We start from the raw sequence: 23,337 nt of genomic DNA, 5'->3' as shown, positions 1-23,337 counted from the left end.
ACCAGCAGAGGTAGAGATCATGCGTAAAACGATACTGGCGGCAATCACCCTGACCTGCGTGCCCTTCGGCGCAGCCATGGCGGACAGCGGTTTCGTCCGGCAGATCCTGTCTTCGGGCGCGACCACTGCGTCCACGTACATGACCTTCCGTGACGACAAGCTGGTCGCAGCCGCGCAAGAGGATGCTGGCAGCTTCGTCGCCAGCGACGGCGCCATTCGCGGGCCGTATCTGGAAGCGATGCTATTGAAAGTACGCGCTGAACAACCGCAGCTGCAGGCGAGCGACATGCAGTTGGCGAACGCCATTCTCGCCGCAGAGCAGCAGTAGCACGAGTACGGCGATCGACTGTCGGCGGTCTCGCCCACAAGGTGGCTCGTATGCACCGCCTTCCATCCATTCGCAGCATCTGGAGAAATCATGAAAAAAACCGCATCCGCCGTCTGGCAAGGTGATCTGAAAATCGGCAAGGGCACCATCAGCACCCAGAGCGGCGCGCTGAAGGACAATCCTTACGGCTTCAATACCCGCTTCGAAGACACACCGGGCACCAACCCGGAAGAGCTGATCGGAGCGGCGCATGCCGGCTGTTTCTCCATGGCACTGTCGATGATGCTTGGTCAGGCCGGCCTTACCGCCGAACGCATAGATACCAAGGCTGAAGTCACCCTGGATAAGGACGGCGAAGGCTTTTCCATCACGGCCATCGCGCTGACGCTGAACGCGAAGATCCCCGGCGCAGACGAAAGCCAGTTCCAGCAAATCGCCAACAAGGCGAAGGAAGGCTGCCCCGTTTCCAAGGTGCTGAACGCGCAGATCAGTCTGAGCGCCACACTGGAAAGCTGATCCGGCAGACAAAAAAACGCCGCCCAACGAGGCGGCGTTTTCCGTTTCGCGGCTCGGAGATCAACCGCGGATGTTGTAGATATCCTTCTCGTTCAACTCGGCGTACTCGTACAGTCGCTTGAGGTAGGCGTTCTGCTGCTCCCACACCTTAGCCGCGACCGGATCCGCTGCAGCGGATGCGTCAACCACTTCGGCCGCCACTTCCTTCAGTCGGGCCAGCACTTCATCGGGTAGCCGGCGAACTTCGACGCCCTGCTCGCGCAGCTGCTCCAGCGCTTCCATGTTCTTGGCGTTGTAGTCGTCGAGCATGTCACCGTTGACGGCGCGGGCTGCGGCGCGAACGATGGCTTTCAGGTCATCAGGCAGGGTATCCCAGGCTTTAAGGTTTACATCCAGCTCGAAGGTGACGTTCGGCTCCTGCCAGCCCGGCGTGTAGTAGTACTTCGAGGCTTTGTGCAGACCCAGCGCGAGATCGTTGTACGGGCCGATCCACTCGGTCGCGTCGATGGCTCCGGTCTGCAGCGCAGTGAATATTTCACCGGCCGGCATGTTGACCACGGTGCCGCCCATCTTCGTCAGTACTTCGCCGCCCAGACCAGGGGTCCGCATCTTCAGGCCCTCGAAATCCTGAACGGAATTGATTTCCTTGTTGAACCAGCCCGCGGTCTGCACTCCGGTAGCGCCACAGGCCATCGGCAGTACGCCATAGGGTTTGTATACCTCTTCCCACAGCTCCATGCCGCCGCCGCGGTGCAGCCAGGCGTTCATTTCTTGAGCGTTGGGACCGAACGGCAATGCGCAGAAGAATTGCGCCGCGGGTACCTTACCCTTCCAGTAATAAGGGGCGCCGTGACCCATTTCGGCGGTGCCGCGCGAGACCGCATCGAACACTTCCAGCGCCGGAACCAGCTCGCCCGCTGCGTACACCTTGACCGTCAAGCGACCGCTGCTCATCTCGTTGACCAGCTTGGCGAAGTTTTCCGCGCCAACGCCCACGCCAGGGAAGTTCTTGGGCCACGAAGTGACCATCTTCCAGTTGAATTTCTCGGTGCTTGCGGTGCCTTCGGGCTTGCTCGCGGTTTCGGCTTCCTTGTTGCAACCGGCCAGTGCGGTCGCGGCCAGACCAACGCCAGCGGCGGCCAGAATTTGACGACGTTTCATGAGTCACTCCTTGTTGTTGTAATGCTGAATCTCGGAACACCGAAATCAGGTGGTTCTAGCTATCATATGGCTACCCCTCACTCAAGCGCCGCGACTACGTACATGCACTACGTACGTAGTACTGCCGGTTGCGACACCTTCGCACAGACGCCTAGAATCGCCGGCCGTCTGGCCATAACAATAAAGGATCTGCCATGTCGAACCATGCCCCTCCACTGCTCGGTCTCGCCAGAGTGATCGATGCGGTGAACGCCCGCTTCGGACAGGCCTGCGCCTGGCTGACCATGTTTCTAGTTCTGGGTACTGCCGTTGTCGTGGTGCTGCGCTACGGATTCGGCATTGGTGCGACGGCCTTGCAGGAGGCCGTCCTTTACGCACACGCACTGGTCTTCATGGGTGCCGCCGCCTGGGTCCTGCAACGTAACGGCCATGTCCGCGTCGACATCTTCTATCAGCGTTTCACCCCGCGCTACCAGGCCTTGGTCGAAGTGCTCGGCACGCTGCTGTTTCTCTTGCCTGTCTGCCTATTTCTCGGCTGGGCCAGCTGGGACTATGTCGCCAACTCTTGGGCAACGCTAGAAGGCTCCAGCGAATCGGGCGGGCTCAAGTTCGTGTATCTGCAGAAAAGCATCATCCTCGTCCTGGTGGCTTGCCTCATCCTGCAAGGCGTTTCCGAGGTCATCAAAGCCGCGTACACCATGGCTGGCCGTCTGCCAGAGCAGGAGGTGAAGCATGGCTGAGTTGATGGCAATCCTGCTGTTCATCAGCATCTGCGCCGCCTTGATGGCTGGCTACCCGGTCGCCTTTACCCTCGGCGGCGTTTCACTCCTGTTCGCCGGCCTCGGCATCGTCACCGGCACCTTCGACGGCGGCTACCTGAGCGCCCTGCCAAACCGCCTGTTCGGCATCATGAACAACCAGACCATGCTGGCCGTTCCACTGTTCGTGTTCATGGGCGTGATGCTGGAAAAGAGCCGGGTTGCAGAAGACCTGCTCGAATCCATGTCCCGTCTGTTCGGCACCTTGCGTGGCGGCCTGGCAATTTCAGTCTGTGTCGTAGGTGCGCTCCTTGCAGCCAGTACCGGCATCGTCGGCGCCACCGTGGTGACCATGGGCCTGCTGGCGCTGCCGACCATGCTGCGCCGCGGCTATGACCCGGCCATCTCCACAGGCACTCTCGCCGCTACGGGCACCCTGGGGCAGATCATTCCACCCTCGATCGTGCTGGTATTGCTGGGCGACGTGATGTCCAGCGCCTACCAGCAGGCGCAGCTGAAGATGGGCATCTTCTCGCCGAAGACCGTCTCGGTCGGCGACCTGTTCGTCGGCGCCCTTCTGCCCGGCTTGCTGCTGGTCGGCCTGTACATCCTCTACATCATCGGCGTGGCCATCTTCCAGCCGAAGAAACTGCCGGCCCTGCCGCAGGAAGAGCTCGGCCCGATCGAATGGGGCAAGTTGATCAACGCCCTAGTGCCGCCGCTGCTGCTGATCAGCGCGGTGCTAGGCTCGATCCTCGCGGGCTACGCAACACCAACCGAGGCCGCGGCGCTGGGTGCGCTCGGTGCGATGTTCCTGGCCTTCTATAAAGGCAAGCTGAACTTCGGCCAGCTGCGCGAGGTGGCGTACGGCACGACCGAAATCAGTGCCATGGTGTTTCTGATCCTGATTGGCGCATCGCTGTTCTCGCTGGTGTTCCGCGGCTTTGGCGGCGAAGCGCTGATCGAGGATGTATTTGCCCAACTGCCAGGCGGCGTGCTCGGCGCCTTCTTCCTGGTGATGGTGGTGATCTTCCTGCTGGGCTTCATTCTGGACTTCATCGAGATCACGTTCGTGGTGGTACCGATAGTCGGTCCGGTGCTGCTGGCAATGGGTCTGGACCCTGTCTGGCTCGGCGTGATGATCGCCCTGAACCTGCAGACGTCGTTCCTTACCCCGCCGTTCGGTTTCGCGTTGTTTTACCTGCGCGGCGTTACGCCCAAATCAGTCCCCACGAGCACCATTTACAAAGGAGTGGTGCCGTTCATCCTGATTCAGATCCTGTTGTTGGTCATTGCCTACCAGTTCCCGGGGCTGGTCACCTGGCTCCCAGAGCAGGTTTACGGAAAATAGCCAAGCAGACGCCCGTTTCGACGGGCGTCTCGCTTTTCGGCCAAGTCATTTAGCGAGACCATAGGGGCCGAGCCCCCATCTCTGCCTACCAATGTCTACCGACCTATGCTGCCCCGCCATGCTTGCCGAGCGCTTTCAAAGGCTCGACGCGTTCCTGTTGCAGTACCAGTCGCTGTGGCGGCCCCGCCCGTTCACCAATCATCAACTGGACTGGGAAGCTGATCATCCCGAGCTCGCATGCTGGCTGCGCAATCGCTCGCTGGAAGACGCAGAGGCCGCGCACAACCACCCCGAGACGCTCATCGCTCCCGCCCCTTTCCCTGCCCTGGCGGCTGAAGCGAGTGTACTGAGTGCAGTGTCCGAGTTGCCCCGAACCATCGCCCCCGAAGTTGACGCGCGCCATTCAGTCGATGTACCTGGCCGCAAATGGCTGCAAATCCAGGCGTTCAACTCCGCCCTTTCGTTTAACCAACGCCCCGGCCACTGGCTTGACTGGTGTGCCGGCAAAGGGCATCTGGGGCGCCAGCTCTCACGCCGCAGCGGCGCCCTTACCTGTCTCGAGTGGGACCCTGCGTTGGTGGCTGCCGGTGCTCATCTAAGCCAGCGGCTGGGCATAGACGCCCATCACCAGCAGCAGGACGTCATGAGAGACGAGGTCAAAGCCCGGCTTGGCTCCAGCATCACTCCCGTAGCCCTGCATGCCTGCGGCGATCTTCACGTGCGACTGATCAAGCTGAGTATCGAGCGGCGCTGCCCGCAATTGGCAATTGCACCCTGTTGCTACAACCGCATCGAGACCGAGGGCTACCAGCCCCTGTCCAAAATGGCGACCGAATCGGCCCTCAAGTTATCCCGGGACGACCTGGGTCTGCCTTTAAGCGAAACGGTAACCGCCGGAGCGCGCGAGCGTCGCCAACGGGACCAGTCAATGGCCTGGCGTCTCGGCTTTGATCTCCTGCAACGCGGCTTGCGGGGTACGAATGAGTACCTGCCGACACCTTCTCTGCCCGGCGGCTGGCTGAAAAAGACCTTCGAGCTGTATTGCCGCGACCTGGCGGCGATGAAAAAGCTACCGAACCCACCGCCCCTGGACTGGGGCGCGCTCGAACAGCGCGGCTGGCAGCGGCTTGCCGAGGTGCGCAACCTGGAGCTGCTGCGGGGCCTGTTCCGCCGGCCGCTGGAACTCTGGCTGCTGCTAGATCGCGCACTTTTACTCGCTGAAAACGGTTATGCGGTCCGGCTTGGCACCTTCTGCCCAGCCGAACTGACACCACGTAATCTGATGCTCATTGCCGAGCGCGGCCTCGCGCGCGCAACCACTTGAACGAAGTCATGCAAACAACTGGCAACAAACAGTTTACTCCCGGCGAGCAATGGCTATAATGGCGCCCATCTTTTAGCCGGTATAGCTCAGCTGGTAGAGCAACTGACTTGTAATCAGTAGGTCCCGAGTTCGACTCTTGGTGCCGGCACCATATAAAGAAAGGCCCACAGCGATGTGGGCTTTTTTTTGTTCCGAAGGTGGCTACATCGATAAGAAACGAGTCCCGCCTTTCCCACCTTCTCTCTTGAGTCGTTTTCAGGCTCTTTGATTACATCGGCGATATTCGTCTGGCATCATCATCCCAAGACCAAACCCTCCGAATAGCCGGCGGGCGAAATTCAAGGGATGGAACATGCCAGAGAGCAGTAACTTCGCCTTTTTCAAAGAACATGCTCCGGTTTTCTTCCAGCTCGCCAATGCGGCCGAGCGCGTGTTCGCCAGCGACCCCAATACGACGCTGATCAAGCTCCGCCAACTCGGCGAGGCACTGGCGCAGGATCTTGCGGCGCGGGCCGGCATCGAGCTGGACGGCACCACCTCGCAGTCAGACCTGCTGTACCGGCTAAGCCGCGAGATCCAGCTCGACGCTAACATCCGCAACCTATTCCACACCCTGCGAATTGAGGGCAACAAGGCCACCCACGAATTCCGCACCCAGCACCGCGAGGCGCTGGATGGGTTGAAGGTCGCCCGCGCGCTCTCCATCTGGTATCACCAGTCGTTCAGTGACGCGGGCAGCGCCTTCAAGCCAGGACCTTTTGTCACCCCTGCCGACCCCAGCGCGCCGCTGCGCCAGCTGCAGGAGCAGATCGAGAAGTTGCGCGCCGAGCTCGGCGACAGCCGTCAGCAACTAGAAAGTAACAACCAACTAGCCGAGCTATTGGGACGAGAAAAGGAAGAGCAAGCCAGTCTCGTTGACCAGATGAACGAGGAAGCGCGCGTCTACGAGCAAATCGCTATGGAACGCGAGGCGGAACTGGCCAAGTCTCGCGGTGAGTTCGAAGCACGCCTGCTGGCGCTGCAGGATCAGCTAGAGAATCAGCCACAGGCTGCCCAGCAAGTCACACGCAGGACACAGCAGGCCAGCAGCCAGTTCGACCTCAACGAAGACCTCACCCGCATCCTCATCGACCAGCAGTTGAACGATGCCGGTTGGGAAGCCGACTCGCTCGACCTCACCTATAGCAAGGGTGCGCGCCCGGAAAAGGGTAAAAACAAGGCGATTGCCGAATGGCCGACCAGCAAGCCGAAAGAAAACGCCGACTACGTGCTGTTCGCCGGTCTCACCCCGGTTGCCATCGTTGAAGCCAAACGCAAGCGCATCAACATTGCTGACCGCATCCCCCAGGCCGAGCGCTATGCACGTCAGCTGACCATTACAGGTGATCTGGATCCGGCCGGGCATGATGCAGGCTGGGCGGACGGCCAGGGCGGCTACTTCAAGGTCCCCTTCGCCTTCGCTTGCAATGGCCGCCCCTACATCAGGCAGCTCGCCGAACAGTCCGGCATCTGGTTCCGTGACCTGCGCAGCCCGGCCAACCTGCGCCGTCCGCTGCAGGACTTCCACACCCCGGACGGCCTGCGCGACCTGCTTCAGCGCAGCCGCGAAGAGGCCGAGTCGAAACTCCAGCAGGAAGGCTTTGCCTATCTCAAGCTGCGCGACTATCAGGAAAACGCCATTCGCGCCGTCGAACAGGCGCTCGCCGACAACCGCCGCCAATGTCTGCTGGCTATGGCAACAGGCACCGGCAAGACGCGCACCATCATTGGCCTGATGTATCGCCTGCTGAAGGCCGAGCGCTTCCGCCGCATCCTCTTTCTGGTCGACCGCAGCGCGCTCGGCCAGCAGGCCATTGAGGCTTTCAACGAAGCGACCTTGGAGCAGAACCACACCCTGGCCCAGATCTACGACGTCAAGGAACTGGGCGACATGGCCGCCGAGGCCGAAACACGTGTTCAGGTTGCCACTGTGCAGGCCATGGTCCGGCGCATCTTCCAGTCGGACAACCCGCCACCCATCGACGCCTTCGACTGCATCATCGTCGACGAAGCCCACCGTGGTTACACGCTTGATCAGGAAATGACCGAAGGCGAGCTGGCAGTGCGCGACTTCAGCCAGTACCTCTCGCAGTACCGTCGCGTGCTCGACTACTTTGACGCCTGCCGCATCGGCCTCACCGCTACGCCGGCCAAGCACACCAGCGAAGTCTTCGGCGCACCGATCTTCACCTACAGCTACCGCGAAGCCGTGGCCGACGACTGGCTCATCGATCACGAACCGCCGATCCGCTACCAGACCCTGCTCAGCCAGAACGGCATCCATTTCGCCCGTGGCGAGACCGTTAGCGTTATCGATACCAGCACTGGCGAGGTGGACGTGGCCGAACTCGAAGACGAGCTCGACTTCGAGATCGAGTCCTTCAACCGCCCACAGGACCTAACCCGCGAACAACTGCGCGAAGTGCGCCTGCTGCTCGACGGGCATGGCTACAGCGAAGTGAACCTGCAGAGCGCCTGGCGCAACCAGACCAATCAGGAGATCGCGGCAAGCATTGTCGGCTTCATCCGCCGCGCGGCCCTCGGCGAGGCCCTGCTTCCATTCGAGCAGCGCGTGGCCAAGGCTATGCAGAGCATCTACGCCTTGCAGCCATGGACCCCAGTCCAACGCAAATGGCTAGAGCGCCTGGCCAAACAGCTGGTCCACGAAGTGGTGATCGACGAGAAACAGATTGGCGAAGCCTTCAGAAATGACGGCGGCAGCACTCGGCTGGACAAGATGCTCGGCGGTCATCTCGCGGTGGTTCTGGAAGAGATCAACGGCCAGCTGTGGACGCAAGCAAGTTGAAACCGGTGATCGCCTTCAAACGCTGGCTCTTGCAAAAACCGACCGTAGTGAATAGTCTTGCGCGCAATACACCCGCCATGCCTATGGCTGCCTCGGCAGTTACGCACAAATTGAGCGGGTTTTTTATGCCTGTAGGTTTTGTCGCATGAGAACCTTCGACAAACCCGCTATCGACATTGACGAGCAGATCGCCCTGCTCAAGGCACGCGGCCTGCAGATCCAGAACGAAGCGCGCGCCCGGCACTTCCTCGAAGCGGTCAGCTTCTTCCGTTTGACGCCTTACATGCGCCCCTTCCAGCGCGTCGACGACCCACAACATGGCTTCCGTACCGACGTAGGTTTCCGCAACCTGACTTGTCTTTACGATTTTGACCGCCGCCTGCGACTGCTGGTAATGGATGCCGTGGAGCGGGTGGAGGTGGCAGCCCGCGCAATGATCAGCAACCACATGGGCCCCAGCCGTGGGGTTCATTGGTATCTGGATGCCCAAGTCTTTAAGCACCAGTACAACCATGAACGCCTGCTCGATACCATCCGCGATAAACAAGTGCGTGCCTTGCGCGACTATGCGCGTGAGTGCAAGAACATCGACCGGCTTCCCGACGATGAGCGCAAGGCGTACCTGAAGCGACAGCGCGCCCATGAGAGCTACGCGCGCCACTACCCGCTGACCTACCGAAATCCAGAGCTGATGCCGGGCTGGGCAATGGTGGAAGAACTGACGCTCGGGGACCTATCTCATCTCTATGCCGGGCTTGCACACGACTCTGATCGCAAATCCATCGCACGGCGCTTGAATCTGGTAGCACCGCTGATGGAGTCGTGGCTGCACACTCTGACCACCATTCGAAATATCTGCGCCCACCACGCTCGCCTCTGGAACCGCGAATTGGGTATTCGACCCAAGCTGCCAGAAAAGCCTAGGTTCCCTTGGCCCGAGCACCTGAAAACAGGTACGCACAAGCGCATGTATCCGGTGCTATCCATCCTGAATCACTTGATGCGCCAGACGAGCCCCCACACCAGTTGGGACAAGCGCCTGCATGAGTTGCTGGCCGACTTCCCCGAGGTCGACCTGCGCGCCATGGGCTTTCCACAACACTGGCAAGACGACCCCTTCTGGCACGCGCCGCTCTGACGCCTGCTACTTAAATACTGTTTGAAGCGAGTACCCCATGACCAACTCCGACATCGTCCAGAAGCTCTGGAACCTCTGCGACGTCCTGCGCGACGACGGCATCAACTACAGCGATTACGTCACCGAGCTGGTGCTGCTGTTGTTCATCAAGATGGAATACGAGCAGGTACAGAACAACGACAGCTTTGGCCACAAGCTGCCCGAAGGCGCGCGCTGGCCGGATCTCGCCGGTGAGTCCGGACTCAACCTGCTCGACCATTACCGGCAAATGCTTCTGGACCTGGGCAAGAACCCGGACCCGCTGATCACCGCTATCTATGCAGATGCCCAGACCCGCCTCAAGGAGCCGCGCCACCTCGAGCAACTGATCAAAAGCCTCGACGGCATCGACTGGTTCAGCGCCCGCGAGGATGGCCTCGGTGATCTCTACGAAGGCCTGCTGGAGAAGAACGCCAGCGAGACCAAGTCCGGTGCCGGCCAGTACTTCACCCCACGCCCGCTGATAGACAGCATCATCCGCTGCGTCAAGCCACAGCCGGGCGAGACCATCCAGGACCCGGCCGCCGGCACCGCGGGCTTTCTCATCGCCGCCGACGCCTACATCAAGCAGCACACCGACGACCTCTACGAGCTGAACGAAAAAGACCGCCGCTTCCAGCGCACCGACGCCTACGTGGGCGTCGAGCTGGTGTCCGGCACCCGCCGGCTGGCGCTGATGAACTGCCTGCTGCATGGCATGGAAGGCGACGCAGAAGGCGTTGTGCACCTGGGCAACGCCCTCGGTCAGACCGGCGCAGGGCTGCCCAAGGTCGACGTGATTCTTTCCAACCCGCCATTCGGCACCGCCAAGGGCGGCGGCGGGCCGACCCGCGACGACCTCACCTACCGCACCGGCAACAAACAGCTGGCCTTTCTCCAGCATATCTACCGCGGCCTAAAGCCCGGCGGGCGCGCCGCCGTGGTGCTGCCGGACAACGTGCTGTTCGAGGCCGGCGTCGGCACCGACGTGCGCCGCGACCTGATGGACAAGTGCAACCTGCACACCATCCTCCGACTGCCCACCGGCATCTTCTACGCCCAGGGCGTGAAGACCAACGTGTTGTTCTTCCAGAAGGGCACGGCCGACAACCCGCGCCAGGAAGAGCACTGCACCAGTCGCGTGTGGATCTATGACCTGCGCAGCAACATGCCCAGCTTCGGCAAGCGCACCCCCTTCGGCCCCACCCACCTCAAGCCGTTCGAAGACGCCTATGGCGAAGACCCGAACGGCAGCAGCCCGCGCGCCGAGAACGCCGAGGGCATCGGCGAAGCCAGCCGCTTCCGCTGCTTTACCCGCGAGCAGATCCGCGAACGCAGCGACTCGCTGGATATCAGCTGGCTGAAGGATGAAAGCAGCCTTGACGCCGCCGACCTCCCCGCCCCGGAAGTGCTGGCCGGCGAAGCCATGGCCGAACTGACCGAGGCGCTGCATGAGCTGGAGGAACTGATGAAGGCGTTGGGGGCTGGAGATGAAGTGGTGGCGCAGAAGCAGTTGATGGCGGAGGTGATGGGGTTGGGAGTGGGGGCCGACGATGAGTGATCTGCCTGCTGGTTGGACTGCTTGCACGCTCGGCGACATTGTCGAACGCATTGAGACGGGCAAAAGCGTCAGGTGCAATGAGCGCCCTCCGCAAGGAACGGAAGATGGGCTGGTAAAGATCAGCGCAGTTACTTGGGGCGAGTTCGATGAGCAGGAAAGCAAAACACTATTCGACTCATCGCATCTCAAACCTGAAGAAAAGATTCAGCTCGGCGATTTCCTGATTTCGCGAGCCAATACGCTTGAGCTGGTTGGCTCGTGCGTGATGGTCAAGAGAATCTCAAAGAACCTCTACCTCAGCGACAAGGTGCTGCGCCTTGTGCTCCCTGACGAGGCCAAGCCGTGGCTGCTAGTCTGTCTGCGCTCTCAGGCTGGCCGTGAGCAAATCGAAAGCCTAGCAACGGGCAATCAGTTATCGATGCGCAATATCTCCCAGCAAGCACTGAGAGAGATTCATATGCCTCTGCCGCCGCTGGCCGAACAAACCCGCATCGCCGCCAAGCTCGACGAGCTGCTGGCCCAGGTCGATACTCTGAAAGCCCGCATCGACGGCATACCCGCGCTGCTCAAACGCTTCCGCCAATCCGTCCTCGCCGCCGCCGTTTCCGGGCGGTTGACGGAAGAGTGGCGTCGCGCTAGCTGTCAAATTCCTGAAGATCAGCCCTTCGTTTACCCGAGTAGAAAGCTTGGTGTGCTTGCACGTTTCATCGACTATCGCGGGAAGACACCGGAAAAAGTTGAGTCGGGTATACCGCTTATCACCGCTAAGAACATCAGACAGGGGTATCTCTCTAGAGAGCCTCAAGAGTTTATTCGCCCCGAAGCGTATGAGGGCTGGATGACACGTGGGATCCCCCAGGTTGGAGATGTTGTGATAACAACCGAGGCACCGCTTGGGAACGTTGCCACAATCGATATCGAGGAAAGGTTCGCGTTGGCGCAACGGGCAATCTGCCTTCAATTTTACGAAGGCTTCTCGTCGGGCTTCGCCGCCATAGCCTTACAGTCACCACTCCTGCAAGAAGAACTGACTCGCCGCTCTACTGGATCAACAGTTAAGGGCATCAAGGCTTCGGTGTTGAAAGAGATTGAGCTTCCGGATCCTGCAATAGAGGAACAAACCGAAATAGTCCGCCGCGTCGAACAGCTCTTCGCCTTCGCCGACCAACTCGAAGCCCGCCTCAAAGCTGCCCAGGCACACATTGACCGCCTGACCCAAAGCATCCTCGCCAAGGCATTCCGCGGCGAACTGGTGCCGCAGGACCCAAACGACGAGCCAGCCAGCGTGCTGCTGGAACGCATCAAAGCCCAACGCGCCGCTGCGCCCAAGGCCAAGCGCGGTCGCCGAGCGGCTACGCTGAGCTGATCCCTCACTTCAGGAAGATACCGAGCCCATGTCCGTCCCGACCTACGACCAGTTCATCGAGCCCATCCTGCGTTTTCTCGCCGCCCGCCCCGAAGGTGCCACGGCGGGTGAGGCTCACGAAGCGGCCGCTCAGGCGCTCGGCCTGAATGAAATGCAGCGACAGGAGACCACCTCCAGCGGCCAGGCCACCTACAAGAATCGCGCAGGCTGGGCGCACGATCGGCTCAAGCGCGCCGGCTATTCCAGCAGTGCCAAGCACGGCTACTGGAAACTGTCCGACGACGGCCTCGCCTTCGCCCAGGCCAACCCGGCTCCGCTGAGCTCTGAGCAGGTCAAGCATCTGGCGATGAGCTTCATGAGTGTGAAGCTGAAGCCGGCGCCGGACGCCGCCTCGCTGGATGGGAGCAGCGACACTCAGGCACTGATCACCCAGGCCGAAATCGCCACCAGCAGCCCACAGGAGCGGCTGGACCAGGCCCTACTCGAGTTGCGCACCAGCGTTGCGGGTGATCTGCTGGATAGCTTGCTGCAGGCCAGCCCGACTCGCTTCGAACATATCGTGCTCGATGTGTTGCACAGCCTGGGCTACGGCGCGAACCGCCAGGCCCTTCAGCAGGTGGGCGGCAGCGGCGATGGTGGCATCGACGGGGTGATCTCACTGGACGCGCTGGGGCTTGAGAAGGTCTACGTGCAGGCCAAGCGTTGGCAAAGCACCGTCGGCCGTCCGGAACTGCAGGCCTTCTACGGCGCACTGGCCGGGCAGAAAGCCAGACGCGGCGTGTTCATTACAACCTCCGGCTTCACCGCCCAGGCCGTCGACTTCTCCCGCTCGGTCGAAGGCCTGGTGCTGGTCGATGGCAAACGCCTGGTCAACCTGATGCTCGATCACGAGGTCGGCGTCAGCTCGCAGCTTTACAAGGTGCCAAGGCTCGACAGCGATTACTTCGACGAATCACTTGGCTGAGCAATCCCCGGCACGCCCCCTCTGTTCACTCATTCGCCTAGACGGCGCTAACGCCAGCTTTTCAGTCGCAAGGATCGCTTATGGAATTGCTGCAAACCGCCAACTCCCTGTTGGGTCCTTTTGGCCGACTAGTCAGCTGGCTACAAAACCGCGCCAACCCGGCTCGCCGCCAAGCCGCACGCATCCTGGAAGCATTCGAGGCCCACGGATTCGAGCGGACGCAAATCAACCGGCTCTTGCCCGCCGATCTGCAGTTGACACAGTTCGAGCTGTCGACTGCCGACGAACTTAAGAAAGTTATCAAACAGTCCCATGTTGACTGGGTGGCGGATTTCCTCGCCCTGAATCCAGACTGGTTGGATGGCGCATCTGAGCAGGCGCATACGCAGATTGACAGCTACAAGAGCCCTGGCGAACTGCAGGCGTGGTTTAGTGATCATGCCCCACGCCCTGATGACGGAGCCATCTACAAGCTCCACCTACTCACCAACGACGCCTCGGCCATAACGCCCGCCTCGTCGGGCTACTACGCCGTGGTGCTTGAAGAGCTTTCCGAGCTCGGCGACGCCTATCTAAGCCGTTATTACCACCTGACCGAGGGTGCACACTTCAACCACACCCCGAGCGTGCTGCATTTGATGCAGATTCTGGCTCTAGCGCATTTGAATGGCGCCATCATGCGCCGCGCGATCTTGCCGAAAGCAAACCTACGCAGGCTAATTCTCTGCCAAGGGCTGATTCCTGAATTGATGTGGAAAGCCAAGCCGCACCCGCTTGAAGCAGACCATGAGTTCTGGGGCCATTTCTCAGGCGACTCACCATGGCTGGCGCAACTGCGCGAGGACACCGAAGCCAGCCTGCTGCAGGCCGGTCTGCATGATGTAGTGGCCAGCATCAACCATGACCGCCAACGCTTCGCCCATCCTCATCTAAACGCAACAGAAAGACTTGATGGCAATTAGCTGCTATAGCCGCTCATTCAGGCAGAGCACGACGGACGTTGCTGACGCCCGAGCCAATATCCAGGCCAGCGCAGTAGGTCTCACTGTGAGTTTGCAGATCCATGAGTCACTGGTGCCCGTCAAGGTCACCGATGATGAAAAGTTAGATTTGAGAAGTTGAGAATATTGATGACCCAAACGTCTGACCAAGCAAGCGTCGAATGGCTGATCCAAGCAATCGAAGCATTACCCTCCGATGACCCTGTTCCGCTCAGGACACCGGGCTACAACAAGTACACCACTCAGAAGGCTCACTGGCTCGGGTGGCTGAATCCTACAGCGGGTACGGGCAGCTACGCTCGCGCCAGCGCCGACGCGCGCGGGGCACGGAACGTGTACAACCGAATCGTCGAACCGAAGATGTTGTTGTGGCTGATAGAAGCTTCCCGGGTCCCGACAAGGCTGGTCGACGCGGCCAAGACAGCGTCCTCGAACGACATGCCGATGCCAACAAGGGCAGCAGCTATTCGCAAACATGTTCCTTGGGCTGAGGTTGAGCGCGCGCTGCTTAAGCGTGACGAAGCAGTATGACGCCCTCAATCCGCCAATAACGCTCCTTCGCCATGGGACTCAGGCTATTGGGGCCATCATCCAGCGATGCCACTCTGCCCTTCTGAAAGAGAGCAGTCTGGTCTGATTCACCTAAAAACAAAAAAGCCCCGCATCAAACGATGCGGGGCTTTTCTGTTTGGGCTGTGTCCTGTCCTTTTAGCCGCTCCTTGCAGCGATTCCTTACGCCAGTCCTGGCGCTTGCGAGATCCGTCGCGGCAGCCATACCGCAGCCCAAACATCCAGGGCTGGGCGCCGTGCTAGGCGATCCATGACGCGGCGGGGCGGGTCAGGGAGCGGCCAGCATCGGCAGCATGGGTATGAACTGCCATGATGGCAAAAGTTCAACTTTTGAAATGAAAAGGCCACCACGGATTAAGTATGGCCATCATTCTCAAGCATCGGTGTTGGACGTCATACGTCGGCTTGGTGATCCTTTACCTCCCTCTGCGACGCCTTCGTCGACGAACAAGCCTTAGCGGTAAGAAGCCCGAAATACGCGACCTAGACGCAAATAGCCGCCTCGCTTCTGCCGCGTTGGTAACCGTCTCGATACATTTCCGGTGGGCATGAACCGGAACATGAGGCCCTTCTTGCGGTCAGCTGTGCGTCGCCACACTCCAGCGCAACAGATTAGGCAATTGACTGCCATTACGGAGCCAGCAGCCTTCAGGAGCCAGGCCACTCGATGACCGCGATCAAATCCCTCTTCGACAAACTCAAGCTCTACCTCTTCAACGCCTCCTGGATGATGGCCGAACGGCTATTAAACATCGGTGTGGGGTTTGTCACGGCCGTGCTGCTGGCGCGCTACCTTGGCCCCGAGCAATTCGGCATTCTCGCTTACGCCATTTCAATGACTGCCATATTCGCTTCGGCCGGTCATATGGGCCTGGCAGGCCTGGTGGTACGTGAAGTGGTTAAGAAGCCGGACAAAGTACCGGAAACCCTAGGTACCACCTTCATGCTGAAACTCGCCGGAATGGCGATTGGCTATGCCCTGATCCTCATCTATACCCTGACGTTCGAGCAGATCGGCAGCACGGAATTCTGGATGCTGCTGATCGTGGCATCGGCCATCTTTTTTCAGACCTTCGACGTGGTGGAATACTGGTTCCAGTCTCAGGTCCAGGCGAAGTACCCGGCGATCGCCAAATCCACTTCATTGGTCATAGCCGCCGGGATCAAGGTCGCGCTGGTCCTCAGCGGTGCAGGGGTGGTGGCCTTCGCCTTTGCCCACACCGCGCAGTTCATGCTTGCCGCGCTGATCCTGGCGATGCTCTACAAGGGCACGACGGCAGTCTCGCTGACGACCTGGAAGGCCAGTTTCGCCAAGGCCAAGGAGCTGCTGAGCCAAGGCTGGATCATCTACCTGGGCTCGATCTTCGCGGTCGTCTACATGAAGATCGATCAGGTCATGCTCAAGTGGATGGTGGGCGCCGAGGAAGTGGGCGTTTACGCCGTCGCCGCGCAGCTGTCCGAAGCCTGGTACTTCCTGCCTACGGCCATCGTTGCGTCGTTCTTCCCCAAGCTGATCAAGCTGCATGAAGCCGACCCGGCTCGCTTCAACCATCGCTTCCAGCAGCTGTTCGATGTCCTTTTCATTCTCGCAATCGTGGTAGCGATACTGGTGTCACTCGTCGCCGGCCCCCTGATCGCGTTGTTATTCGGTGCCGAATACCAGAACTCCGCATCCATTCTCACCATCCATATCTGGGCGGGCGTGTTCATCTTCATGCGCGCGGCGTTCAGTCGCTGGATTCTGATCGAGGGTGCACTGATGTTCTCTCTGATCACCCAAGGGCTCGGCGCACTGGCGAACATAGGTCTGAACATGCTGCTGATCCCCCGTTATGGCGGCGAGGGCGCGGCCATGGCAACGCTGATTTCCTATGCGATCGCCTCGTATGCCGCGCTGCTGGTGCACAAGAAGACCCGGCCCGTGTTCTTCATGATGACCAAGTCGATGTTCAGTCCAGTCCGTTATGCATTCAGTGCCGTAGGAGTTACCCGATGAGCTTAAAGTCCCTTGTTCGAATCTTGCCGGAGCCGGTCAAAGACCTGCTCAAGGCCGCCCGGGACAACACTCGCCTGGGAATGGTCCGGTTGTTCTCCAGCAACGGATTTCTGTCCTCGGTCTACTACTGCCTGATCAGCCGCGAGTTCGACCGCGAGCACCGTGCGGTGCTACTGGGGCGCCTGCAGTTCGCCCGGCTGATGCAGGGCAAGGGCGAAAACAATGCGTTCCTGCGCCGCAATGTTCACCGGCTGGAGAAAGGCCTGATCATGCGCCCCCGGCGCAGCACCTTTGCCGAAGATTACATCGGCCCGACCGTACGCTGCTTTGCCGATGCCACCAAGGGCGGCGTCATGACCGGTCAGCAACGTTGGGCCAATGATGTGCTCACCGACTATTTCGGAGCGGTGCAGAGCACGCCGCGGATCGACTCGGCACGACGCGAGTTTTCCAGCACCCAGCGCGACGATGACCCCAGCCGCTGCGTGCCTTACCCGCACAGCGATCTGCCGGAATGCCCAGTCAGCTACGACGAACTCATGGTGCTTTTCCGTCGCCGCCGCTCGGTGCGCTGGTATCAGGACAAGCCCGTCAGCAATGAGCTGATCGAGCAAGCCGTGCGCGCCGCGACGCTAGCGCCGTCGGCCTGTAATCGCCAGCCCTTCCGCTTCTATGTCAGCAACGACGCGGCCAAGGCAGCCGACATCGCCCAGTGCGCCGGCGGTACCGGTGGTTTCCATGACAACCTGCCCTGCGTGATCGCAGTGGTCGGTGACCTCGGCTCGTACCCCGAAGCGCGCGACCGCCATGTCATCTATATCGACGGCTCGCTGGCGGCCATGCAGCTGATGCTGGCCTTCGAAAGCCTCGGGCTGTCCACTTGCCCGATCAATTGGCCGGACATTGAAGAAGCCGAACGCCAGCTGGCAAATAAATTGGGCCTGGCCTATCACGAGCGCACGGTGATGCTGCTGGCGGTGGGCTATGCCGATCCAACGGGAGGCATCCCGTTTTCGGACAAGAAAACCGAGCAAGACTTGATTGTTTTTAAATGAGGCAAGCGATGATTATCGAGATCAGAAAGGCAGGATTCGTCAATAAAGGCGCCGAGCTGATGTTGCATGCAGCACTGCAGAAGCTGAAAACCCGGTATCCAGACGCTACCTTCGTCATGGCCCCAACCACCGAGAAATCGGATCACCCGTTCCGCAAGCTGGTGCAGCTGGGCTTCTACCCAAAGGCATCCCTGTGGCGCTACGGCATTCAGTGGGGCAACTTAGCCAACTTCGCGCCACGGCCACTGCGTGAGATGTACGGCGTGGTATTGGATAAGGAAGTCGACGTGGTAATCGACGCGGCTGGCTTCGCCTACAGCGATCAGTGGGGCGACGACCCGAGCATCGAACTTGCGCAATCAGTCAAAACCTGGAAGAAGAATGGCACCCGGGTGATCCTCTTGCCGCAGGCCCTTGGCCCGTTCACCACCGAGAAGATCCAGGCCGCGATGAAGACCGTGGCCGAAAACGTCGACCTGATCTTTCCCCGTGAACGTGTGTCCTATGAACTGCTGACAGACCTGACCGGCGAGCGGGCCAACATCAGGCAGGCGCCAGACTTCACCAACTTGATCAGCGGCGTGATCCCGGCCGATTTCGATGCCGAACAGAACCGCTTCTGCATCGTTCCGAACTGCCGGATGCTGGACAAGACTGACCAGCAGACACGCGATGCCTACCTGCCTTTCCTGATCACCTGTACGCGCTACCTGCTGGAAAAAGGCGCCAAGCCCTTCGTGCTCGTGCATGAGGGCAAGGGTGATCTGGCGCTCGCCGAGAAGCTGTCGTCTGCAGTTGGCGGCATCCCGATCGTCCGAGAAAGCGGCCCGCTGGAAATCAAGGGCATCCTCGGCGCCTGCAGTGGAACGCTGGGTAGCCGCTTCCACGGTTTGGTCAGCGCGCTCTCTCAAGGTGTGCCGGCGCTGGCCACCGGATGGAGCCACAAATATCAGATGCTGTTCGAGGACTACGGCTTCCCTGAAGGGCTGGTGCAGGTCACCAGTGATGAGGCCGAGATCAAGCGCAAGCTGGATCTGGTGACGGACGAGAGCGCGCGCATCGCGGCACTCATCCAGACCCGTACCGCCGAGCTCAAGCAGCAGTCTGAGCAGATGTGGCAGCAGGTCTTCGACGTGATCGATCAGTGCCAGCGCAGCCGCCCTTCGGCCGGCGCAGCTTGATCAGTGAGGCGTCACCGAATCCGGTGGCGCCTCGCTTTATCTTCCTGATGCCCCTTACCTAAGCGCTGCCGCACCAGCCGGTACAGGTAGTACAGCACCATCAACACCACGACGCCGGTCGAGATCGGGTCCATGTATTGCGAGACCTTCTCGTACTGCGACTCCAGCAGATACCCGGCCAAGGCAAGCAGTGCCGTCCAGATCAGCGAGCCCAGCGTCGAATAGATAAGGAATAGGGTCATCGGCATGCCAGCGATACCCGCCGGCACCGATATCAGCGTTCGCACCGCCGGGATCAGCCGACCAAAGAACACCGCGCCTTTGCCGTGCCGGTCGAACCATGCGCTGGCCTTGTCGACATCCTCGGGCGAGAGCGTCAGCCAGTGTCCCCAACGTTTGGCCAGCCGTTTCATGCGCTCTTGGCCGAGCCTGGCGCCCGCGTAGTACCAGGGCAGTGCACCGACCACCGAGCCTGCCGTACCGACCAGAATCACTCCGATGACATTCAAATCGCCTCGCGCCGCGACAAAGCCCGCCAGCGGCATGATCAGTTCCGACGGGATGGGCGGGAAGATGTTTTCCAGCAACATCAGCAGGAACACGCCGAAGTAGCCGAGCGCCGAGACGATTTCCACGATCTTGTCGAACATCTCCACCCCTACTGCCTGCTCTTCGTAGCTGTTCGACAGCCGTGGTGACGATTCGGCGTCGCGCTTGCCTACGGACGCTAGCCTGTAATGACCGCTTCGCTCTTGTCCCGCAGCAGGCCGGCAAGCAGGCACAAGCCGCCGATGAGATAGGCCGTCCCGCCGAATATCAGCATGATCACGCCGCCCAGCTGCTGGTCCTCGAGCGGGCTCAACCCGGCCAGGGCCGAGCCGGTATGTTCAAACAGCACCTTGCCCGACATGGCGAGCAACACACCGAGCAGTGTCATGTGCATGGACGTCAGGAGCAGTCCGGCGATCCCGGCAAGCGGGCGCCGATACCGCACGCTTCCGAATGCAGCAAGCCAGACCAACAGCCCGACGGCCAGATAGCTGGCCTGCTCGAGAAGCTGTGCAGCCATGGAAGTACGTGCCGTATGGTGCAGCGCCGGCACGTGCCACGCCCACACGACGAAGAGTTCGACCACTGAAGCCAGGATCGGCGAGAAAAGAGCCGGGATGCGGCTGGATACGTCCATTCGACCGCCCGCCATGCCGATGGCCAGCAACGGCGCCGCGACCGCGACGACCATGACATGCATCACCATGTGGCCAACGAACAGCTGATCTGCCATAGCGGGCAGCGGGCCAAGCCATACTGCCGCCAGCGTGGCCAGGCCCAACATCAATGACAGTGGGCGCCAGATCATTCACAGCTCCGCGGAGGGTCCAGACCGTGTGACCCGCAACCAAACCGAAAAGTTGACGAGGATTTTTGTCGTCGCCAATAACAAGCCACGGCGACCCGTTGTTCCCTCGCAAAGGCGCTTTCGGGATCAACGCGCCAGGGTCTGCGCCTGGCAGTGCTTCATGGCCGCGCGGAACTCTCGATTCGCTCGGCGGACTCCCCTGCTTCCGGGTCAGTGGTGACACCGATGCGGCGCAGATACCAGAGGTACGCCAGATGCGAGCAGCCCCAGCCAAGGAACACGCCGAGGGTGTTGGCGAGCATGTCACCCAAGGATGCCTGACGATTGGGAAGCAGGCTCTGGCCAAGCTCGATCAGCGTCGCAGCACCAAGGCTCAGCGCAATGCACCAGAACACGCGCCACTGTGGGAAAGCCAGGCGCAGGGTGAAGATCAGCGCAGCAAAGCCGAGCATGTGATGCAACTTGTCCTGTTGGTCGAAGACCTGCGGGACCGGTTCGGGCCGCAAGCCGCTGAACAGAATCACCGCCAGCACGACAAGGAATGGCAATACACGCAAGTAATTGATAGGCAAACGAAAAGTCTCATTGCAATCGAAGAAGGGGATGGCAGGGCCCGAACGGGCTGAATATCAAGAGAGCGTCGGTCGCCTGTGGCGTAAGATAGCGACCGCCTGACGCATGCGTACCGAGATCGTTTGGCCGGCTCGCACGCCTATGGAGGGCCTCAGGCACCGATAGTTCGCCGCCGCATGTAACAAATTGCTTGGAGTGGGTCGCGCCGCACACCTCGCCCGACACGACAGCCTGGTAAACCGAACCGCGATCAAAGGGTCCGACCTGATAGGATCTGTCAGAAGTTGCTACGACAGGCCATTCGCCATCCGCGCCGCCTGCAACATGGGAACCAACCTTGACGCACCCCAATTCGCCGCCCGGCAGTTTACAGCGGCAACCGAACAGCGATTCACAGGCCGCCACCCTGACGGTCGGGGGCGACTGGACGCTTGCACACTACGCAACGCTTCGCCGAGAAGTCGAGCGTACCCGGCGCCAGGTTACCGAAACCGATCAGGTCGAACTCGACGCCATTGGTGAACTGGACACCGCCGGGGCCGGCCTCCTGGTCGAACTGTTAGGCCCTGCACGACTGGCGCAGCTGAATGAATGGGCGCCGCAGTTGCCAGCGGAGCGCCAGGCGCTGCTGAAAACGGTTGCCGCCGCGCTGGACAAGCCCGAAGCCGCCCAGGCGCCTGCGACCAACGGACTGGCCGATGTGCTCGCGCATGTCGGCCGCACGGTTTCCGGCGTCTGGAACCAGCAGCGCACCCTGCTCGGCTTTATCGGGCTGACCTTGCAAACGATGTTTACGGTCATGCTCAACCCGCGGCGCTGGCGGGTGACCTCGCTGGTTTCGCATATCGAAGCGACAGGTCTTGATGCGATTCCCATCGTCGCCCTGCTGACCTTTCTGGTGGGCGCAGTCGTGGCCTTTCTCGGCGCTACGGTGCTGGCCGACTTTGGCGCAACCATCTACACGGTCAATCTGGTGGCCTTTTCCTTCATGCGCGAGTTTGGCGTGCTGCTGGCGGCAATTCTGCTGGCCGGGCGCACCGCCAGCGCCTTTGCCGCACAGATCGGCGCGATGAAATCCAACGAAGAAATCGACGCCATCCGCACCCTGGGCCTCAGCCCGATCGAACTGCTGGTGCTGCCCCGCGTGCTGGCGATGCTGATCACGCTGCCGATCCTGACGTTCATCGGCATCCTCAGCGGGATCCTCGGCGGGCTGGTGGTGTGCTCGCTGGCGCTGGATATCTCACCAGCGATGTTCTTCACCATCCTGCAGCGCGACATTCCGCTCAATAATTTTCTGGTCGGCATCGGCAAGGCGCCGATTTTCGCCTTCCTCATTGCGGTCATCGGCTGTCTGGAGGGCTTCAAAGCCAGCGGCAGTGCGCAATCGGTGGGCGAGCACACGACCTCCAGCGTGGTGCAGTCGATCTTCATGGTGATTCTGCTCGATGCCATCGCTGCCTTGTTCTTCATGGAGATGGGCTGGTGAGGACTGACGAACCCGTTATTCAGGTCAGCGGCCTGGTCAACCGCTTCGGCAAACAGGCGGTGCACGTCAACCTGGATCTCGATATTCAGCGCGGCGAAATCCTCGGCGTGGTCGGCGGCTCTGGCACTGGCAAGTCGGTCCTGCTGCGCAGCATCGTCGGCCTGCGCCGGCCGAACGCTGGCAGCGTCAAGGTTTTCGGCGAGAACCTGCTGAAGCTCTCGACCCAGCGCCGCTCCGAAGTCGAGCGCCGCTTCGGCGTGCTGTTCCAGCGAGGCGCGCTGTTCACCTCGCTCAACCTGCAGGAAAACGTAGCCCTGCCTCTGATCGAACACGCCGGCCTCAAGCGCGCCGACGCCGAACACCTGGCGCGGCAGAAACTGGCGCTGGCCGGCCTGCCACCCGAGGCCGCCTGCAAGTACCCTGACGAGCTGTCCGGCGGCATGGTCAAGCGCGCCGCTTTGGCCCGCGCGCTGGCCCTGGACCCTGAAGTGCTCTTTCTCGACGAACCCACCGCCGGCCTCGACCCCATCGGCGCCGCGGCCTTCGATCAGCTGATCCTGACCCTCCGTGATGCGCTGGGCTTCAGCGTGTTTCTCGTGACCCACGACCTCGACACGCTCTACACCATCTGTGATCGCGTTGCCGTCCTGGCGCAGAAGCGCGTACTGGTGGTCGATACGCTGGAAAAAGTCGCCGCAACCGACGACGAGTGGATCCGCGAATATTTTCACGGCCCGCGTGGCCGCGCTGCGCATGAAGCTGCGCTTATGTTGGAGACACCCTGA

At 60.8% G+C, this 23,337-nt stretch carries 21 protein-coding genes and 1 tRNA gene; 18 read left to right on the top strand and 4 right to left on the bottom strand.

Annotated features, from left to right (window positions below; all coding sequences use genetic code 11):
* Positions 1-19 precede the first annotated feature (19 nt).
* Entirely contained in the window at positions 20-328 is a 309-nt protein-coding gene (locus tag NA619_RS08050; protein ID WP_255961260.1) for a DUF2388 domain-containing protein, read from the top strand.
* Between the two features lie 90 nt (positions 329-418).
* A complete protein-coding gene (locus NA619_RS08045) occupies positions 419-844 on the top strand; it encodes an OsmC family protein (RefSeq protein WP_255961259.1) in 426 nt (141 codons plus the stop codon).
* A gap of 60 nt (positions 845-904) precedes the next feature.
* Here the strand turns inward: NA619_RS08045 and NA619_RS08040 are convergent, their stop codons facing one another.
* Complete coding sequence (locus NA619_RS08040; RefSeq protein ID WP_255961258.1) at positions 905-2,005, bottom strand: TRAP transporter substrate-binding protein; 1,101 nt, start codon at positions 2,003-2,005, stop codon at positions 905-907.
* Between the two features lie 194 nt (positions 2,006-2,199).
* Here NA619_RS08040 and NA619_RS08035 point away from each other — a divergent pair, with 194 nt between their 5' ends.
* The 14 genes from NA619_RS08035 to NA619_RS07970 all read left to right on the top strand — a co-directional run bounded on the left by NA619_RS08035 (position 2,200) and on the right by NA619_RS07970 (position 19,133).
* Positions 2,200-2,745: a TRAP transporter small permease subunit gene (locus tag NA619_RS08035; RefSeq protein WP_255961257.1), complete on the top strand. Its 546-nt coding sequence runs from the start codon at positions 2,200-2,202 to the stop codon at positions 2,743-2,745.
* On the top strand, positions 2,738-4,114 hold the full coding sequence (locus NA619_RS08030; RefSeq protein ID WP_255961256.1) for a TRAP transporter large permease: 1,377 nt from the start codon (positions 2,738-2,740) through the stop codon (positions 4,112-4,114). The genes NA619_RS08035 and NA619_RS08030 overlap by 8 nt, the downstream gene beginning before the upstream one ends.
* Positions 4,115-4,232: 118 nt before the next feature.
* Positions 4,233-5,438 carry a methyltransferase gene (locus tag NA619_RS08025; RefSeq protein WP_255961255.1) on the top strand — a complete coding sequence of 402 codons (1,206 nt, stop codon included), beginning with the start codon at positions 4,233-4,235 and terminating at the stop codon, positions 5,436-5,438.
* Positions 5,439-5,513: 75 nt separating this feature from the next.
* Positions 5,514-5,589, top strand: a tRNA-Thr gene (locus tag NA619_RS08020).
* A 201-nt stretch (positions 5,590-5,790) separates the two neighbouring features.
* Positions 5,791-8,283 (top strand): type I restriction-modification system endonuclease, encoded by a 2,493-nt coding sequence (gene hsdR / locus NA619_RS08015; RefSeq protein ID WP_255961254.1) that lies wholly within the window; start codon positions 5,791-5,793, stop codon positions 8,281-8,283.
* 145 nt (positions 8,284-8,428) lie between these two features.
* Positions 8,429-9,421 (top strand): Abi family protein, encoded by a 993-nt coding sequence (locus NA619_RS08010; RefSeq protein WP_255961253.1) that lies wholly within the window; start codon positions 8,429-8,431, stop codon positions 9,419-9,421.
* Between the two features lie 37 nt (positions 9,422-9,458).
* On the top strand, positions 9,459-11,000 hold the full coding sequence (locus tag NA619_RS08005) for an HsdM family class I SAM-dependent methyltransferase (protein WP_255961252.1): 1,542 nt from the start codon (positions 9,459-9,461) through the stop codon (positions 10,998-11,000).
* The gene (locus tag NA619_RS08000) at positions 10,993-12,366 is read left to right on the top strand and encodes a restriction endonuclease subunit S (protein ID WP_255961251.1); all 1,374 of its coding nucleotides are present in this window, start codon (positions 10,993-10,995) and stop codon (positions 12,364-12,366) included. Before NA619_RS08005 ends, NA619_RS08000 begins: the two co-directional genes overlap by 8 nt.
* Positions 12,367-12,394: 28 nt before the next feature.
* On the top strand, positions 12,395-13,330 hold the full coding sequence (locus NA619_RS07995; RefSeq protein ID WP_255961250.1) for a restriction endonuclease: 936 nt from the start codon (positions 12,395-12,397) through the stop codon (positions 13,328-13,330).
* 80 nt (positions 13,331-13,410) lie between these two features.
* Positions 13,411-14,292, top strand: a complete 882-nt coding sequence (locus tag NA619_RS07990; RefSeq protein WP_255961249.1) for a hypothetical protein — start codon at positions 13,411-13,413, stop codon at positions 14,290-14,292.
* Positions 14,293-14,460: 168 nt separating this feature from the next.
* Positions 14,461-14,862: a hypothetical protein gene (locus NA619_RS07985; protein ID WP_255961248.1), complete on the top strand. Its 402-nt coding sequence runs from the start codon at positions 14,461-14,463 to the stop codon at positions 14,860-14,862.
* Positions 14,863-15,568: 706 nt separating this feature from the next.
* Positions 15,569-16,897: a flippase gene (locus NA619_RS07980; protein WP_255961247.1), complete on the top strand. Its 1,329-nt coding sequence runs from the start codon at positions 15,569-15,571 to the stop codon at positions 16,895-16,897.
* Complete coding sequence (locus tag NA619_RS07975; protein WP_255961246.1) at positions 16,894-17,952, top strand: nitroreductase family protein; 1,059 nt, start codon at positions 16,894-16,896, stop codon at positions 17,950-17,952. The genes NA619_RS07980 and NA619_RS07975 overlap by 4 nt, the downstream gene beginning before the upstream one ends.
* An 8-nt stretch (positions 17,953-17,960) precedes the next feature.
* A complete protein-coding gene (locus NA619_RS07970; protein WP_255961245.1) occupies positions 17,961-19,133 on the top strand; it encodes a polysaccharide pyruvyl transferase family protein in 1,173 nt (390 codons plus the stop codon).
* Positions 19,134-19,144: 11 nt separating this feature from the next.
* On the opposite strand, the gene NA619_RS07965 is transcribed toward NA619_RS07970, so the two are convergent.
* From NA619_RS07965 to NA619_RS07955, 3 genes are all read right to left on the bottom strand, one after another.
* The gene (locus tag NA619_RS07965; protein WP_255961244.1) at positions 19,145-19,783 is read right to left on the bottom strand and encodes a DedA family protein; all 639 of its coding nucleotides are present in this window, start codon (positions 19,781-19,783) and stop codon (positions 19,145-19,147) included.
* A gap of 77 nt (positions 19,784-19,860) precedes the next feature.
* Positions 19,861-20,490, bottom strand: coding sequence for a cytochrome c oxidase assembly protein (locus NA619_RS07960; protein WP_255961243.1), 630 nt, complete (start codon positions 20,488-20,490; stop codon positions 19,861-19,863).
* 158 nt (positions 20,491-20,648) lie between these two features.
* Positions 20,649-21,056, bottom strand: a complete 408-nt coding sequence (locus NA619_RS07955) for a VanZ family protein (RefSeq protein WP_255961485.1) — start codon at positions 21,054-21,056, stop codon at positions 20,649-20,651.
* 413 nt (positions 21,057-21,469) lie between these two features.
* Between NA619_RS07955 and NA619_RS07950 the strand changes: the two genes are divergently transcribed.
* The gene (locus NA619_RS07950; RefSeq protein ID WP_255961484.1) at positions 21,470-22,552 is read left to right on the top strand and encodes an MlaE family ABC transporter permease; all 1,083 of its coding nucleotides are present in this window, start codon (positions 21,470-21,472) and stop codon (positions 22,550-22,552) included.
* Positions 22,549-23,337, top strand: a complete 789-nt coding sequence (locus NA619_RS07945) for an ABC transporter ATP-binding protein (RefSeq protein WP_255961242.1) — start codon at positions 22,549-22,551, stop codon at positions 23,335-23,337. Before NA619_RS07950 ends, NA619_RS07945 begins: the two co-directional genes overlap by 4 nt.

It is taken from the genome of Stutzerimonas stutzeri (assembly GCF_024448895.1).
Classification (GTDB): Bacteria; Pseudomonadota; Gammaproteobacteria; order Pseudomonadales; family Pseudomonadaceae; genus Stutzerimonas; species Stutzerimonas stutzeri_Q.
The sequence above is the reverse complement of the archived record's forward strand: the minus strand, read 5'-3'. Positions and strand labels throughout refer to the sequence as shown.

What these genes read in the sequence shown, in the direction of transcription:
- NA619_RS07970 (WP_255961245.1), top strand. Translation starts at nt 17,961, where the DNA reads ATGATTATCGAGATCAGAAAGGCAGGATTCGTCAATAAAGGCGCCGAG.
- NA619_RS07985 (WP_255961248.1), top strand. Translation starts at nt 14,461, where the DNA reads ATGACCCAAACGTCTGACCAAGCAAGCGTCGAATGGCTGATCCAAGCA.
- NA619_RS08025 (WP_255961255.1), top strand. Translation starts at nt 4,233, where the DNA reads ATGCTTGCCGAGCGCTTTCAAAGGCTCGACGCGTTCCTGTTGCAGTAC.
- hsdR (WP_255961254.1), top strand. Translation starts at nt 5,791, where the DNA reads ATGCCAGAGAGCAGTAACTTCGCCTTTTTCAAAGAACATGCTCCGGTT.
- NA619_RS08035 (WP_255961257.1), top strand. Translation starts at nt 2,200, where the DNA reads ATGTCGAACCATGCCCCTCCACTGCTCGGTCTCGCCAGAGTGATCGAT.
- NA619_RS07990 (WP_255961249.1), top strand. Translation starts at nt 13,411, where the DNA reads ATGGAATTGCTGCAAACCGCCAACTCCCTGTTGGGTCCTTTTGGCCGA.
- NA619_RS07995 (WP_255961250.1), top strand. Translation starts at nt 12,395, where the DNA reads ATGTCCGTCCCGACCTACGACCAGTTCATCGAGCCCATCCTGCGTTTT.
- NA619_RS08010 (WP_255961253.1), top strand. Translation starts at nt 8,429, where the DNA reads ATGAGAACCTTCGACAAACCCGCTATCGACATTGACGAGCAGATCGCC.
- NA619_RS07975 (WP_255961246.1), top strand. Translation starts at nt 16,894, where the DNA reads ATGAGCTTAAAGTCCCTTGTTCGAATCTTGCCGGAGCCGGTCAAAGAC.
- NA619_RS07960 (WP_255961243.1), bottom strand. Translation starts at nt 20,490, where the DNA reads ATGATCTGGCGCCCACTGTCATTGATGTTGGGCCTGGCCACGCTGGCG.
- NA619_RS08040 (WP_255961258.1), bottom strand. Translation starts at nt 2,005, where the DNA reads ATGAAACGTCGTCAAATTCTGGCCGCCGCTGGCGTTGGTCTGGCCGCG.
- NA619_RS08030 (WP_255961256.1), top strand. Translation starts at nt 2,738, where the DNA reads ATGGCTGAGTTGATGGCAATCCTGCTGTTCATCAGCATCTGCGCCGCC.
- NA619_RS07965 (WP_255961244.1), bottom strand. Translation starts at nt 19,783, where the DNA reads ATGTTCGACAAGATCGTGGAAATCGTCTCGGCGCTCGGCTACTTCGGC.
- NA619_RS08050 (WP_255961260.1), top strand. Translation starts at nt 20, where the DNA reads ATGCGTAAAACGATACTGGCGGCAATCACCCTGACCTGCGTGCCCTTC.
- NA619_RS07980 (WP_255961247.1), top strand. Translation starts at nt 15,569, where the DNA reads ATGACCGCGATCAAATCCCTCTTCGACAAACTCAAGCTCTACCTCTTC.
- NA619_RS08000 (WP_255961251.1), top strand. Translation starts at nt 10,993, where the DNA reads ATGAGTGATCTGCCTGCTGGTTGGACTGCTTGCACGCTCGGCGACATT.
- NA619_RS08045 (WP_255961259.1), top strand. Translation starts at nt 419, where the DNA reads ATGAAAAAAACCGCATCCGCCGTCTGGCAAGGTGATCTGAAAATCGGC.
- NA619_RS08005 (WP_255961252.1), top strand. Translation starts at nt 9,459, where the DNA reads ATGACCAACTCCGACATCGTCCAGAAGCTCTGGAACCTCTGCGACGTC.